The sequence below is a fragment of the Carboxylicivirga caseinilyticus genome (assembly GCF_050589785.1).
In the GTDB taxonomy this organism is placed as follows: domain Bacteria; phylum Bacteroidota; class Bacteroidia; order Bacteroidales; family Marinilabiliaceae; genus Carboxylicivirga; species Carboxylicivirga caseinilyticus.
This window is the reverse complement of the sequence record NZ_JBNGOX010000008.1, coordinates 154,325-171,787: the sequence shown is the minus strand read 5'-3', so window position 1 is coordinate 171,787 and position 17,463 is coordinate 154,325. Positions and strand designations below refer to the sequence as shown.

Here is a 17,463-nt window from a genome sequence, read left to right as displayed (position 1 = left end):
GAATCAATATATTATTATGAAAAACAAAGAGGCTAATCGGTAAAGATTAACCTCATATATTTTCCTTTTTAAGTATTACTTCTGAAATCGCCTAACTAAATTACCTAGAACAGTCAATAACCTTATTAAGCGTTGGTCTTATCTTAAATTTAAAAGGTTAAAGCCCAACACCATTTAAAGGCAAAGAATAGGAAGTAAAGAATATATCAGGTCTTTCTCATTTTGCCTTCCTCCCTTCTTATAGTATTAAAGAGGTCTGTAATCATTTTTCTATATCTATTGTACAAATTTTCATCAACATTTAAGCTCAATCACTGGAATTAATTGACTCATAGATATTACCAATATCACTATAGATATTTTCAATTTTACATTGCCTTTCATTTGCCATACATTTACATTATAATCAAAAACAATAATTTAATACTCAATAACATGGATAGTAAAAACAATCACGGTGGCAAATGTCCGGTAATGCACGGAGGCAACACATCTGCTGGTTCTTCAGTTATGGATTGGTGGCCCAATGCTCTTAATCTAGATATATTACATCAGCACGATACAAAAACAAACCCAATGGGTAAGGATTTCAACTATCGTGAAGAATTAAAAAAATTAGATGTTGAAGCCTTAAAAAAGGATTTGAAAGAATTAATGACTGACAGTCAGGATTGGTGGCCTGCCGATTGGGGTCACTATGGTGGCCTGATGATTCGGATGGCCTGGCATGCCGCCGGTTCCTATCGTATTGCCGACGGACGTGGTGGAGGTGCAACGGGTAATCAACGCTTTGCTCCGCTTAATTCATGGCCTGATAATGTGAGTTTGGATAAGGCTCGTCGTTTGTTATGGCCTCTTAAAAAGAAATATGGCAACAAAGTAAGCTGGGCCGATTTAATTATTCTGGCAGGTAATATGGCCTATGAAAGTATGGGTCTTAAAACTTTTGGTTTTGCTTTTGGTCGAGAAGATATCTGGCATCCCGAAAAAGATACCTATTGGGGAGCAGAGAAAGAATGGCTGGCACCAAGTGACGAACGTTACGACAACGTTGAGAAACCCGAAACCATGGAAAACCCTTTAGCTTCAGTTCAGATGGGTTTGATCTATGTAAATCCCGAAGGTGTTAACGGCAAACCTGATCCTTTGAAAACGGCCATGCAAATGCGTGAAACATTCCGCCGAATGGCAATGAATGACGAAGAAACAGTAGCATTGACAGCTGGCGGTCATACAGTAGGAAAAACACATGGTAATGGTGATGCCAGCTTATTAGGACCCGATCCGGAATCAGCCAATGTGGAAGAACAAGGTTTAGGTTGGTCAAACCCTCATAAATCAGGTAAAGGTCGCTACACCGTAACCAGCGGATTAGAAGGAGCCTGGACAACTCACCCAACCCAGTGGGATAATGGTTTCTTTAAAATGCTTTTCAAGCACGACTGGGAATTACGCAAGAGCCCGGCAGGAGCCTGGCAATGGGAACCTGTAAACATTGCAGATGAAGATAAGCCTGTTGATGTGGAAGATTTTTCCATTCGTCATAATCCTATGATGACAGATGCTGATATGGCATTGAAAATGGATCCTGAATATCGAAAGATATCTGAAAAATTCATGAACGACTTTGATGCCTTTTCTGATGCTTTTGCAAGAGCTTGGTTTAAACTTACACACCGCGATATGGGACCAAAAGTTCGTTACGTTGGTCCTGATGTACCAGATGAAGATTTAATATGGCAAGATCCTGTGCCTGCTGGTAAAAAAGATTACGACGTAGAAGCTGTTAAAGCAAAGATTGAAGCTGCAGGTTTAAGTGTTGCCGATATGGTTTCTACAGCATGGGATAGTGCAAGAACATTCAGAGGATCAGATATGAGAGGAGGTGCCAACGGTGCGCGTATTCGACTGGCTCCTCAGAAAGACTGGGAAGGCAATGAGCCTCAGCGATTGGCAAAAGTACTGGCCGTTCTGGAACCCATAGCCGCTGAATTTGGTATTAGTGTTGCTGATGTAATTGTACTCGCCGGTAATGTTGGTGTAGAACAAGCAGCGAAAAAGGCTGGAATCGCCATTCAGGTACCTTTTGCTCCCGGAAGAGGCGATGCAACTGATGAAATGACAGATGCCGAATCTTTTGCTCCTCTTGAGCCATTGGCAGATGGTTTCAGAAACTGGATGAAAAAAGACTATGTAGTTAGTCCTGAAGAGTTATTACTTGACCGGGCTCAATTGATGGGACTTACAGCTCCAGAAATGACCGTCCTGGTTGGTGGTATGCGAATGATGGGAACTAACTACGGCGGAACTTCACATGGTGTATTAACACAAAATACCGGAGCATTAAGCAACGACTTTTTTGTGAATCTGACTGATATGGGCAACTACTGGAAACCAATCAGCAAAGATCTTTATGAGATTTGCGACAGAAATAATGGCAAGGCTAAATGGACAGCCACCCGTATCGACCTTGTATTTGGATCCAACTCAATATTAAGATCTTATGCTGAAGTATATGCTCAGGATGATAATAAGGAGAAATTTGTAAATGATTTCGTTAAAGCCTGGGTTAAAGTTATGAATGCTGACAGATTTGATTTATAATCAATATAACGCTATAATTTTAAGCGGTTTGGTAATTATATCAAGCCGCTTTTTCTTTTGTACCAATAAGGTTTGTTAATGCATGATGAATGTTTTAATGAAAAAACGCCCATATATACAAATCATATACAGGCGTTCAACATACACATTTATGCTTCAATAATCTATCAGTCAGCTACAATGCATCACCCCACAAATTTACTTCTCCAATATTTTGAACAGCAGCACTAGGTGGAATGTATGCATCTGTTCTACCTTTTGTACCGGCAATTCCCGGATCGATAACACGTAAATCGATTGTTGCCGGTACATCACCCGTTGAAGGTATATCCAGAACTCCATCTTTGCTTGATTCATAACCACCGGTTGTATATGGATTCACACCCCAGGGATTTCTCATACCAAATAATGCTGAAGGATCGCGGGATATAAGTAGTGCATATCCATGAGCTGTAACAGTATGCACATTACCAATATTTTTCTGAGGGCTAAAGCCTCCTGAGATAAACTTACCATTTGCTAGTCCCCATCGTACTACACGAGCAAGCTCATTAGCAGTTAGTTTACCTCTATCAAAAGAAAAACTACTGCCTTCACCAGTAAATAATGGAGTAACATGTTCTGATCCAATTCCACCGATATCAGGATTTGCCTGATAGATAACATTGTACTTCATGATGGCTTTTTCAAGAATAGTACCCCATGTAGCCACACCATTTTTACCAGTACACGCCTGAATTCCGGAAGAGTTACACAAAAACTTGTTATCCACTGTAACTGTTATTCTTTTTCCTTGCGGATCAAACATTTTGATAGTATACGTCTTGTCTCCATTATCCGTAATGATAGACTTAACAAAATCAGATGCCAGATACGACATACTTGCTAAAGCTGTTACTCCATTACAATCACCTATTGCATGTTGATTAAGGTCTGCAGGTACAGGAGTGCCATAAGGGTATAAAGTTACTGGTTGATATTCCCATGAAAGACTTTCTAAACCATTCGGATTTGGAGGTTGATTATTGGCATCATTCAAATATGCTAAATCAGCATCTGTAGTTACATGCAGATTTTCGAAATGCCTTCCCATTGGAGTATTATTTGATTCGGTAAAACCACCTGCTTTACTCATAAGATCATCAATATTCTCTGAAGCAACACTTAAGGTGGTTACTGAAACTTTAGCTGTCTTTTGCGAAACACCTCCCAGACTTTCAGCCGAGACTTCAACAGAATATGTTGTATTAATCGTTAATTCGCTAACCTCAACACTTGTAACATCGGCATCTGCAGTAATAGTTGATATTAATTCATCATCCTGATCATAAACCAACACATTAAATATTAATTCATCATCAGAATTATCTGTCCAGCTTACTCCAATTCGGGTGTCGGATTTGGCTAACACAATTACCTCACTTGGAGCTGATGGAGGATCTAAATTTTCATTTTTCTCAATAATCAACGATGTTACCCGATCATTTAAATCTGAACTTGATAAACAATTCGTCTGACCAATTTTGACAACTGATTCACCTGAAAAATTATCCTCATCAAAAAAAGTAACAATGTAGCCACTATTTACCTTTACGGATGATATTTGATCATTTCTTAGTCCCTTCTTTCGCAGCTGAGCTAATTCATAAGTACCAACCGGCAAACTGGCTGTAAACCCATCATAATTACAGCTTTCAAAAACTGTTGCTACATTTTCAAGGATTACTTCTTCCTCTGGTTCTTTGGTATCACCTTCACAACCATGCAAAACCATGACCAATAGAGACAGTGAAACAAATGATAAGAGATTTGATTTACTAAATTTCATAGTTAGATTTTTATTCAAATATTAATTCAAAGAATTGAGATCATCGATCAATCATACAACGTTATCAAACCTAATTGTAATGAGAGTAAATACCTAGTGTTGAAAAATCAAATACAAATAATTGGCAAAATAGCATACTAATTAGTCACTATTGAACAATTAATCCATGTCGATCCTCCAACAAAATCATAATGCTCAAAAGTGAATATCATTACATGATAGATCTAAAAAAACACTCCCTATAACAGTTGTCATAAGGAGTGCGAAGTATGAAAGTGTTGAAATTGCTATTTTGTTGTTGATAGTGGAATGGAACTTTCATCCGATGCCCATTTGGTATTCGGTCTTTTACTCATTTTGAAGATTAACTCTCCTCCATTCATAACATCCTCTACATTCAGGTAATTTTTATCCCACTTCTGTCCATTCAAAGTAACTGATTCAATATAGATTCGATCTTTAGAATAGTTTACTGCTTCAATCTTAAATTCCTTTCCGTTTTCGAGTTTAATGATTGCTTCTTTCACTGAAGGTGCACCAATCGCATATTGTCCTGAGGCCGGAGCAACCGGATAAAAGCCCAGTGAAGAAAAGATGTACCATGCCGACATCTGCCCACAATCATCGTTACCACATAAACCATCTGGTTTATTCAGATATTTCGATTTCATAATTTCATGAATCCTCTGTTGTGTTTTCCATGGTTTACCAGCCCAGTTATACATATAAGCCACATGATGGCTGGGTTCATTTCCATGAACATATCCCCCCATAATACCTTCACGTGTTACATCTTCGGTATGTTCGAAATATTTATCCGGAATGTACATGGTAAATAAAGAATCAAGGTGATCAGTGAATTTCTCATTTCCACCCATCTTTTGTATCAATCCTTTTACATCCTGAGGCACATAAAGAGAATAGTTCCATGAATTACCTTCTATAAAACCAGCTGAGTGAGTATCAAGCGGATCGAAAGGTGAAATCCATTCTCCCTTCTTATTTTTAGCCCTGACATACCCCAAATCCTCATCAAACAGATTCTTCCAATTCTCAGAGCGATTCCTATACTCTTTCTCAATTTCTTTTTTGCCCATTTTGTTAGCCAACTGGGCTATAGTCCAGTCATCGTATGCATATTCCAGTGTCATTGATGCTCCCACACTACTTCTGTCATGCGGTACATAGCCATACTGTTTATACTCTCCAATACCATCATACATATCGTAATTGGCACTTGACAAACAAGCCTCCAAAGCTTTCTCCTGATCAATTCCTTTCAGACCACTCACCAAAGCATCGGCAATAACAGGTACAGCATGATAACCGATCATACACCAGTTCTCATTTCCAAAGTGGCTCCATATCGGTAGAATCTTATGCACACTTTGATCATAGTGAGCAAGCATAGAATTAATCATATCCGCTGATCGACTCGGTTGAATAAGCGTCATCAAAGGATGCTGAGCACGGTAGGTATCCCACAAAGAGAAAACAGTATAATTAACAAAACCATCTGACTGATGTATATTATGATCCAAACCACGGTATTGTCCATCCACATCTGTGTACTCAACCGGATTAATGAATGAATGGTACATTGAGGTATAAAAAGTAATTTTCTTTTCTTCTGTTGCATCCACTTTAATCCGGCTTAACTCATTTTGCCAGGCTGCTTTGGTTGCTAATCGGGTTTTGTCAAAATCGAAGTGAGGAACTTCTGCTTCCAGGTTCTTAATTGCACCCAAAGTACCTACAGCTGACAAGGCAAACTTCACTTTTATTTCTTCACCTTCTTCGGTATCAAAATTAAAATTGGCTATTAAAGCTTTTCCTGCCATTTCAGGGAAGTTTTTCGTTTGGTCGAACTTCCTCCAGAAACCATTATACAATACTTTTTCATCGTTTTTACAACCATAATCTTTTATAGGCTTTGAAAAAGTCATGGCAAAATACAAATAATTGGTTCTGGCCCATCCTCTTGTAATGCGGTAACCAGTAACAAGTGTATCGTTCTCTACCCGAATGGTTGACCAAAGTACTTTTCCATCATAATTATAAATTCCATGGGTAAGATCAAGCATTATATGTGCATCATCACTTTGAGGGAATGTATACTTATGAAATCCCACACGCTGTGTAGCTGTTAACTCAGCTTTTATCTTATAATCATCCAGTTCAACGGTATAATAACCGGGTTCTGCCTTCTCTGTTTCTTTTCTGAACTTTGAACGATAGCCTTTTGATGTATCATCTGAAGTTCCCGGATTGTAATGGACCTCTCCAACAGTTGGCATAATCAGAAAATCGCCTAGATCGGAATGTCCTGTTCCGCTCAAATGGGTATGACTAAAGCCAACTATATTTTCATCTTTATACTGGTAACCGGCACAATAACGATATACATTTTTATTGTATTTACCATTATCCAGAAACTGAACACTGTCGGTTTCTGGACTCAACTGAACCATACCAAAAGGTGCACATGCTCCGGGGAAAACATGTCCCATTTCATCGGTTCCGATAAAAGGATCAACATATTGTGTCAGATCCTCCTGAGCCAACATGCTGTTACCACCAACTACCAATACACTCATCAGAAGTTTAATAAATCTACATTTCATATATTCTTTCAATTTTATCTCAGCAATTACGAATCCAATTAACTATTCTACAACTTTACTGATTACAACACTCAGTAAATTTATGTATTGATATTCTGTATGATTGTAGAACTTTATATCATTCTATCTTCATTACTTAAAAGACAGGAAATAAATTTCTGAATTGATTAAATCTGAGAATCACCAAATAGCAAAATATCAGCTACCTGCAAAATAGGACCATTATGATTCTTCATCTCAATTTTGTACTTAGAATAGGCCTTTTTACCTGATATGTCAAAATCAACAGTTTCAAAACGTTTTTTGAAATTGACTTCTCTTTGCATATCAATTATTTCCCATTTCTTGCCATCATTTGATCCTTTGATTACTATCTCTTTGGGATCTCTTTCAGGAGAATCATTTGCTGATACGATGCAATATTTATTCAATTTAAATTTCTCATTGGATTTTAATCTGAAATCTATCCAGGCTGAATTATTGTAAGTAAGATATTTAGAATCACTTGAATTATCAAATACATTCGCTACTCCTTCACCTTCGGGAGAATCTTTATATTGAGAGATTACTTCTTTATCCAAATCAGAGAATAATACTCCGGATGGATTTTTACCAACAACCAAAAATTGCTTTTTATCAACGGTGGCATTACCAAAGGCACTTCTAACCTTTAAGGTTACTGAGTAGGTACCAGGATCTTTATAAATTACCTTAGGATTTCTTTGATTGCTTTCATGCGGAATTCCACCTTCAAAGGTCCATTCCCACTCAAAAGGATCTCCTTCTGAATTATCTTTAAAGGCTACTCTTCTATCGGTAATATTATCTTTTGTATTCACTTCAAATTTGGCCACCGGATTTTTACCTTCAGGATTTAGCTCTTTCTGATAGGCAATCCATAAGTCAGCAACCGACTTATTCATAATTTGCTGAGTTGCTTTTTCCCAACTCCAGGGTATAATGGATAAAGTACTTTGGTTGAATTGATAAAGAAAATCAGGATTTTGTTCCATCATCCAACCAATAAAAAATCCTGTTGTTTTATAACCATCATTCCAATGGCCGCCTGGTTTACGAAATTTCTGCTCTATATAACCAGTGGTTAGTCGTGTTGCATCTGCCATTCCTTCAATACAGCTAAAATGCTCTGAACCTCCAACATATCCGCCTGCTCCAATGGGAGAATGTTGATAAGCATGTGTCAGTTCATGAATTAACACCCCAATAATTTCAGTAAGTGTTTCCTTTTTATCTTTATTATGACTTTGATAGAAACCAGCAATATAGTTTGTATTTAGAAACATATCTATGATTGAATCGTTTCCACCAGTTGCTGCTACCCCCTGAGTATTTCTTAAATGAAATTCAAAAATTTTCTTTTGCGGTATCTCAGATTGTTCTTTATATAGTTTCTTACAAACCTTCAGAATACAATCATTAAACAATGAATCAGTATTAGGAACTAACTCATTAAATAACAGAGCCCCTTCAGATGTCGAATCCTCCGCTATATATTTTATTTCAGGATATTGAAAATTATTCCATTTACGATCCTGATTACATCCAATAAAAATGACTATTGAAAATAGTAATGCTGCCAGTACTTTCATATGCATTAATACTCCTTTAAATATTTAATTACTTCAACTGAACACCCTAAATACAATTCAAATTCAGGACGATATTTACTCATTCGTCAATCAGTGGTTTAACTTAATGAAAAGGAGATATTGGAAAAAACCAATACCTCCTTTTACGTCCCATTTATCAACTTAAACCATAGAATTTAATTATTGCTGAATCAATCGCAAAACCTTCAATCTCCATTCAGCACATTGGAATAATCCATCACCGTTATTCTCAGTAATATTCATACGATAATATTTATAAGCTACATCATTATCGATTATATACTCATTTGTTTGGTATCTGGAACCAAACACCTGATTAGTACGGGAATCTAATTGTGTCCAACCAATACCATCATTTGAACCTTCCAACGTCCATGTTTTTGGATCCCTTCCGGAAGCATCGTTTGCAGATGTAATGGTATAACGATTAACAACCTGTCCATCAGTAAAATTCTGTTGCACCCAGAAACCAGTATGATAATTAAATATCAGGAACTTAGTACCTATATTATCATCAATTAATTTTTGAGAACCTTCACCAGCAGTTGGACCACCAGGATTTTCATCACTAACTGTAATTGTAGCAAAACCTGTCAGGTCAACAATTTCAGATGTTGGTTCAAATGGATAGTCCACATTTGGAAAATCAGATCTTGCCTGAAGCAACTCCGTATTCCATTCATCATTCCAGCCAAAAGCGGTTTCTGCCAAAGCCTGAATATCATCACCTGTGGCTGCAGAGAAGAAGTGTACAAATTCTCCCATATTTAACTGATGATCATAGCTAATTCCAAGATCATCCAAAGGAAAATTGATAGATACAGTTTCAAAGAATTTTCCAAGAGTAATACCTCCCTCATATGTTTCGTAAATAGATAAAAACCAGTTTTTAAACCAATAAGTATCTGCCGAAGGGTAAGTTACAGCTAAATCAAGATAAGTATCTTTAATTCTTTGTGCATCTTCATCCATATTCAATACGCTGTAAACATCGTACATAAATATTTCTTTCCATTGAGCTTGCCAAAGGTCCGAAGCAGGTGAAGTATTAACACCAAAAGCAGATTTTTGTACTATTTCGCTAATCATTTCAATGATTAGATCCTTGTCTGCATCACTTGCTTCTCCTTCATGAAGTGTTATGTCAAACAAATACTTATTGGTCGTTGACTCATCATAAATATTACCAACAAATGGTGTAACTTCAGTACTATGAAATACAGCATAAACAAGGTTAGATCCTAATTCATATCTATCTCTTGCATAACCCCATACCTGGCTGGTAAAACTTCGCGTCCAGGTAATATCGCGATCAACATTTTCATCATAATAGATTCCTACATTCGAATCAAAATATTCGCGATACAAAGGTTGTTCCTGACCATTCCATTGCTGGGTTAAAAACCTTTCTGGTGCATAATCATAATTAAGGTCTGTATCTATAACCGAATCCGGCCTATCGGTCACAATAGATGAATCTTCATCACCACAGGATGAAATCAATCCTGCAATCAAGAATATCCAAACCAGTTTTAAAGAATATCTTTTCATAATTTTATTTTTTTAATAACAAACTATTTCTTAACAGACAACCAAACAAAATAATACATCAATTCATTACTACTATTTCATGGTTGTCTGCAAGACTCTTGTTACAACTTACCATCCTGGATTCTGAAGAATATTTGGATTCGCATCAATTTCATCTTGAGGAATCGGCCATAAATAGTGTTTAGTATCAAAAACCCTGTTTTCAAATACTACTCTATTATAGAAATCAGCTTCCGAGGTAGCATTGATATCCATTCCATACATTGGTCCACCAAATTTTTCTTCAGCTGTTAACCATCTTCTGGCATCGAAATAACGAACAGATTCGAAGGCTAACTCAACTCTGCGTTCTTTGCGAATTGCAATTCTCATACCTTCCTGTGTTGAAGGAATCTCAAGGTCTCCTTCTCCATATTCAGGTATACCAGCACGTTCTCTTATTTTATTCAAATACAATAAAATATCAGGGTTCCCCGAATCATATTCATTTAACGCCTCAACGTAATCTAAATAGATTTCAGCCAAACGAATTACAGGAATCGCAACACCTGTTGCATTTCTGTTTCCGGTAATCATCTTCTTTCTTACTACATAACCTGTAGGAGGATAATCGTTACCACCAACCTGACGTCCTGAATTACCACCATACCATGTTTTAGTAATAATATTTCCATGATCGCGGTTTAACCAAAGACTTCCGTTATAGGTAATACCAACATAAAACCTAGGTTCTCTGTTAGTCCATTGGTTATACGTTGAACGCTCCTCAAAATCGTATGGTGCCTGAAAATTAGAAAATCCGCTTTCTCTATATCCTGATGCAGGATCATCAATACTACGACCATTACTTGTAAAATAAGCATCAACCATACTTTGAGTAGCACTTAAACCACCTGCTCCTTTTACTTCACCATTTTCTCCGTTGTGATAAGGTGTAACATCATAGAAATAATAGTTGGTACCTCTTGGACGTTCATAAATCATTTCTTCATTCCACTGAACGGTCATTACATTACGGCAAGAAAGATAGGGGTCAAATTCACCACTGGCATTGTTTTCTTTATATAGTGAAAATGTTCCCGGAACATATTCATCAATAAAGCTCTTCGCTACATCAGCAGCCTCTTTCCATAAAGCAACATCGTATGATTGAGGAACTAAATCTGCTCCTTCTGAAGTTTTCAAACCCTCCATATTAGTGTTACCATTGTACAATGGACTGGCAGCAAACAAGAGTACTTTTTCTTTTATAGCCAATGCAAAAGGACGACTCATGCGCCCCGCATTTGTACCTTTAAAGTTAACACCTTTCAAACCTTCAGCTCCCAGATCCAACTCTGCTGTAATATAGTCAACAACTTCTCCAATTGGACGTCTTTCAAGATCTAATGCTGACAATTCATCATCAGGTGCGATAGTTTCGTCTCCCATCAGTAAAACAGGGCCATAAAGACGCATCAAGTTATAATAAAAATAAGCTCTTAAGACTCTTGCTTCCGCAATATACTGTGACTTTAGTGCCGGACTTATTTCCTTGCAAAGGTCAATATTATTGATAAAGGTTGTTGATTTTCTGATGCCTCGATAGAAGTTAGACCATAAAGTACTAACATATCCGGTAGTAGGGTCCCAACTTCCGGTATTGAAAGAGTTTCCTAAATGAAACGACCAAACATACTCGGCATTGTCTGAAGCACATAACCATGGGCCAGAATTTTGGACTGTATAACGTTGTCCGTACTCATTAGGAATTACAGAGTAAACATTCGCCAAATATTTTTCTAAGGTGTTTAACTTTGAGAATGTTTCTTCAAAAGTTAATCGATCATCGGGTACCTGATCTAAATAATCGTCGTTACAGGAAAAGAGTACAATTCCTATAAATAATATTAATAGTTTCTTCATTACATTTTAAGTTTAAAATTAAACATTAACATACCACATCTAATTAGTAGTTTAGAAACTAACATTAACACCAAGAGAAACAACCTTGGTAGTTGGATAAGCACTACCATTTCTAGAGTTAGTCAGTTCAGGATCCCATAAGTCGAAATCTGAGAAAGTCAATAGGTTTGTTCCTCTCATATAAATACGCACATTGTCAATGCTTAATTTTGATGTCAAACTGTTTGGTAAAGTATATCCAATTTCGGCCGTTTTCAATCGAACAAAATCAACATCACGCTGCCACCATGTACTAGCCTGTGTATTACTCACCTGACCAACATTTGAAGCTCCATATGACAAACGAGGATAAAGTGCATTTGGATCATCGTTTTCATTCGTCCAACGATCAGTTACTACAGAATATAAGTTTCCTCTACCTCCGTCACCAATGAACGGTTGAATACTCTGACCACTCATTAACATCGTAGCTCCCTGTTGTCCCTGGAAGAACATACTCAAATCAAAGTTCTTGTAACGGGCAGTGATACCAAATCCATAAGTTAAAGGAGGAACATCTCCATTACCAATTCTCTTAACATCGTATGAATCAATAACATTATCACCATTCAAATCGGCATATTTGATATCCCCAGGTTGTACAGGACCAAATCCGGATGTCGGAATGCCATCCTCTTCGTAGGTAATCATATCATCACCATTAACATCATCGGCCAGTGTATATAGTCTCTCAGCAACCAAACCATAGCTTGAATTTAATGGATCACCTCTATGATTCATCCATGGATATACTTGCTCAGGTCTGCCGTCCTCAATAATTTTACTCTTATTATAAGAGAAGGTACCGCGGAATGACATACTGAAATCGTTATTGAACTGTTTGTTATACTCTAGTGAGCCGTCAAAACCTTTATTTTCAGTTTTTCCAATATTTCCCCAAGGATCTGTAGTTAATCCAACGTAATTAGGTATTGTACTTAACTGGCGAAAAGCACCTTCTGTACTTTCTTTAAATAAGTCGAAGATCAATCTTACACTGCTGTTAAAAGCATTTAATTCAACACCTAAATCCTGCTTCCGCGATGTTACCCAGGTAACATTTACACCATAATATGTTTCCGCGATACCACCAGGATTTGAAACACTGGATTCACCAAAGTCAAATCCATCTACTCCATCTTCTACTCTACTTAAATATGCAAAACGGCCTGCACCTGAAGAAGCTCCCACTTCACCATCGGAATATCTGAATTTCAAATAGTCAACAACACCTTTTAAAGGTTGAAAGAAGTTTTCATTTGAGACAACCCAACCAACAGCCATTGAAGGGAAGAAACCATAGCGATTATCTGGTGAGAAGTTTTCAGAACCATTATATCCGGCATTCGCTTCAATAAAATAACGGTTGTCATATCCATATGTTAGTCTTGCTGCAACCCCTTGGTTTCTATATGGAATTGAACCAGTAAAATCACCTGCAAAAGCATCTACTCTGTCTGTTCTGTTAAACAAAAACATACCACCAACAGAGTGTTTCTCAAAATCGCGGTTGTAGTTAAAGGCTGTTTCCAGGTAGAACCTTCTGTCTCCACCGTTGGCACGGTCATATCCTAAATAATTATTTCCGTTATATGTTTTAACCAGTAATAATTCTCCGTCCCTTGTATAAGGAGTATTTTGATTTACAAAATATGTATCTTCTCTTTTTGAGCGAGAGATATCGTGTGAGTTATTTGCATCAAATGAGAACATTCCAGTCCATGTTAAACCTTTGGTTAGTACCGAAAGGTCCTGAGTAATTCGAAGATTGGAATTAATCTGGTTTCTAATTTCATCTTTATAACCGCGTTTGGCTACATCAGCATATGGATTTCGAAGATCACCATTAGCACTTCTTCCTGGTACGTAACCTCCGGGGTATAATACTGGATATTCAACCGGAGACACTTCCATAGCTGAAGCAAAAATGGTTGAGACACCTTGAGAAGGGTAAGTTCCATCAGAAAGAGAACCTCTGATTCCGAGATTAACTTTTGTTGATTTTGTAATTTCTACAGATAAATTACTGGTTACATTGTACCTTCTGTATCTGGTATCGGAGTCATAACTTTCCAATCCATCTGTTACAAACAATCCAGTTTCATCATAGTAACCTAATGACACGTAATATTGAGCTGATTGTGAACCTCCTGATAAATTTACCGTACCTTTTCTGTTTCGTCCAAAATCATTAAATACTTCATCCATCCAATTTACATTTGGATATAATAAAGGATCATAATTAGTTGCCGTACGCTCAATGTATTCATCTGAATAAATTTGCTGACCTCCACGGGTCATGCTTGCTTCATTGGCTAATCCCATAAATGTAACTCCATCAACCAAATCAGGCATTTTGGTAAAACTGGTTAATCCTTCAAAATAGTCAACCATAATTTTAGGTTTACCTACTTTACCTTTCTTCGTTTCCACCAATATTACACCATTCGCACCACGAACACCATAAACAGCAGTTGCTGCAGCATCTTTTAAAATAGAAAATGATTCAATATCAATCGGATCAATTTCACTTAACGAGCGCTCAACCCCGTCAACTAAGATTAATGGTCCGGCATGATCAAAAGTACTGATACCCCTAATCCAAATATCAGCATTATCATGACCTGGTAATCCTGAACGCTGAACACCAGTTAAACCAGAAACTCGACCTGCCAACATGGTAGTTATATTTGCCGTTGGCTGCTGAAGTTCAGCAGTCTTAATGGTCGATTGTGCACCCACCACACTAATTTTCTTTTGTTCACCAAAACCAACAACCACCACTTCATCTAAACCTACCATATCAGATGTTAGTGCAATGTCGAAACGACTTTGGCCTTTTACAGGAATCTCCTGCGTATCCATCCCAATGAATGAAACAACCAGAATGTCTTCATTTGAAACACCTGGTAATGAAAAGTTACCATCAATATCTGAGATGGTTCCGATTGTAGTTCCCTTAATCGAAATTGATGCTCCTGGGATTGGTTCTCCCTGATCATCGGTAATTGTACCAATTATTGTTTTGGTATCCTGTTGCATAACATCTTTCTCAACTTCACCTGAGGATGCTAATACATCATTAATAGATGCCATTGAGAAGCATACGCTTAAAAACAACATTATTAATGTTTTTGATTTAATTGGCTTACCTCTAAAACAATAGAGATAAAAGTTGTAATAATTAAAATTCATAGATTTATATTTTACATAACAATTACAATGCGTTAAAATATTATTATCTCATTAGTATTCTACTTATATAAAAGGCAATGCATTACTATACCATAGAGTGTTTATGACATCTATCGTTAATAATTAACTGTATTAATTATGGATAATTACCGGATTAAAACTGATTCAATTGAACTTTAGTCTTCCAATAATAAACCGGTTTGAACTATGGCATTGTATGGCTAATCTTAAACAGAAATAATAATTGAGAAAGAGAAAATTATTTTAACTCTATTTATTTTGATTATCCGAATCATCAAAAGTTTTACGAAGTATTATTCATAGATATATTTTAAGGGTTAATAGCCAATTGCTAAATCATATTAATGATGTAGCTCTGGAGTAAGTTAAATTATCACGGTTTTATTTATCATATTAATGGTTCGAACTTTAAAGTCATAAAACCATTAACATGGACTGATTTAAGAATTGTTGATTACAAAATTTGATGCATCAATTTTGAATAATCCAAACATACAACTTAATAAACCTGCTGTGTTATACATACAAACCGAATGAGTTTAAATGTCACGTATGGATACAACTCTGTCATAAAAATATACCTAACCCGAAAGCTGAATAATAACAATACCAAACCTATACAACTATAGTGGATCATGGAAGAGATTAACAGCATTATCAAATTCAATAATTAATTGAACCAGCCATACGATTTATCGCAGTAATATCTGGATACTTTAGTTAGCTTCGTGTTTTGAATTACTTTATAAGAAGATAAGTTGACTCCTGATAGAATCTATGAAAGGAAAAGTTCAAACAAAAAAAGAGACCCCGAAACAGGATCTCTTTCTACACAACACTTAATAATAACTCATCACAACAAAAGTCATGAAAACCTATGAAAATATTTTATTAAATCTTTGCCAGTCGGGCATACATCTCAACCATTGCTGCCTGAGTTAACAACCATTTTTTTCCTTTGGATACCTTAATCAAATCGTCTCCAAACAGTCCGTGGACATCTCTTCCTTTTTCCCACGCCATATCCAGACTTTTCTTAAAGGCATTAATATACTTTGGATTGCCATCGATATGATACAACTCAATAAAACCTCTTAACATTACAGCCGAAAACCAGATATCCCGGTTCTTCAATAACCTTATTTTCTCTTGATCGCTGGTAACAAACTCATAAAAAAACTGATCAAAACAAGCTGATGCAATCCTTTGGGCTTCGGTTAAAAACAAGGAATCTCCGGTAAGATTATATTGAATGGCTGCCGATTGAAGCATCTGTCCACTATTGTATGCATATTTAGCCTTTGAAACATGCCCTTCAGTACTGATATTATCAAAATAAAGAGCATCTTCTTCATCCTGAAGATTTTGTTTAGTCCAACTATATAAATCTTTACCTTTTATCAGAAAGTATTGATTATCTGTTGCCTGATATAATTTAAGAGCCAAGACAGAAGCCGGAGCATTGGAACAAGTATTTTTAGATGCCTTTTTTTGTTCACACCAATAGATACCACCTCCTAAGATTTCATCTTCACCACTCTCAACAAATTTCCAGATTAACTTAGCTTTCGAAAGATATTCCGAAGAACCGGTAAGAAGATATAAATCAACAAAATCGATCCCCAACCAAATATTATCATCATAAAATCGATCACTTGGTAAAGCTTCATTTATATAAGAAGAATAACCATACGGAAGTCGTGACGTATCGAAATATTTTTCTAAACCTTTTAAAACCTTATCATTCAGAATTTCATTGTATTTACTTTCTTCACTGAGTTCCATTATAGCACTTAACGCCGATAATGTTCCTGAAAAAGGCCATAAATATGCATATCGTTCTGATCCTGAATTTTGATCCTCCGCAGCCAAATAAGTCGCTGAATAATCTTTATCAAAAGGATAATGTTCTTTTAAAAGAATACTTTCTTCCACAGAATAATGAACATAGATAGAATCCAGCGTATCAGTTGCTCTTTTACTATTAATTTGTTTATTATCGGAACAAGCCATCAGACACCCCAACAAAACAACACTCAAAATGATTAATCTCATATCCTCAAAA

General features: G+C 36.5%; 8 protein-coding genes. 1 reads left to right on the top strand and 7 read right to left on the bottom strand.

Features of this window, described 5'->3' with window-relative positions; translation table 11 throughout:
* Positions 1-435 precede the first annotated feature (435 nt).
* Positions 436-2,604, top strand: coding sequence for a catalase/peroxidase HPI (gene katG / locus ACRD62_RS06570; RefSeq protein WP_430819336.1), 2,169 nt, complete (start codon positions 436-438; stop codon positions 2,602-2,604).
* Between the two features lie 175 nt (positions 2,605-2,779).
* On the opposite strand, the gene ACRD62_RS06565 is transcribed toward katG, so the two are convergent.
* From ACRD62_RS06565 to ACRD62_RS06535, 7 genes are all read right to left on the bottom strand, one after another.
* On the bottom strand, positions 2,780-4,432 hold the full coding sequence (locus ACRD62_RS06565) for a C2 family cysteine protease (RefSeq protein WP_430819335.1): 1,653 nt from the start codon (positions 4,430-4,432) through the stop codon (positions 2,780-2,782).
* Positions 4,433-4,719: 287 nt separating this feature from the next.
* Positions 4,720-7,056, bottom strand: coding sequence for a GH92 family glycosyl hydrolase (locus ACRD62_RS06560; RefSeq protein WP_430819334.1), 2,337 nt, complete (start codon positions 7,054-7,056; stop codon positions 4,720-4,722).
* A 167-nt stretch (positions 7,057-7,223) separates the two neighbouring features.
* Positions 7,224-8,672, bottom strand: coding sequence for a basic secretory protein-like protein (locus tag ACRD62_RS06555; RefSeq protein WP_430819333.1), 1,449 nt, complete (start codon positions 8,670-8,672; stop codon positions 7,224-7,226).
* A gap of 174 nt (positions 8,673-8,846) precedes the next feature.
* Positions 8,847-10,238, bottom strand: a complete 1,392-nt coding sequence (locus ACRD62_RS06550) for a discoidin domain-containing protein (protein WP_430819331.1) — start codon at positions 10,236-10,238, stop codon at positions 8,847-8,849.
* A 108-nt stretch (positions 10,239-10,346) separates the two neighbouring features.
* Entirely contained in the window at positions 10,347-12,143 is a 1,797-nt protein-coding gene (locus ACRD62_RS06545) for a RagB/SusD family nutrient uptake outer membrane protein (RefSeq protein WP_430819330.1), read from the bottom strand.
* A 51-nt stretch (positions 12,144-12,194) separates the two neighbouring features.
* On the bottom strand, positions 12,195-15,305 hold the full coding sequence (locus ACRD62_RS06540) for a SusC/RagA family TonB-linked outer membrane protein (protein WP_430819329.1): 3,111 nt from the start codon (positions 15,303-15,305) through the stop codon (positions 12,195-12,197).
* A gap of 984 nt (positions 15,306-16,289) precedes the next feature.
* Entirely contained in the window at positions 16,290-17,453 is a 1,164-nt protein-coding gene (locus ACRD62_RS06535) for a glycoside hydrolase family 76 protein (RefSeq protein ID WP_430819328.1), read from the bottom strand.
* Positions 17,454-17,463: the final 10 nt, after the last annotated feature.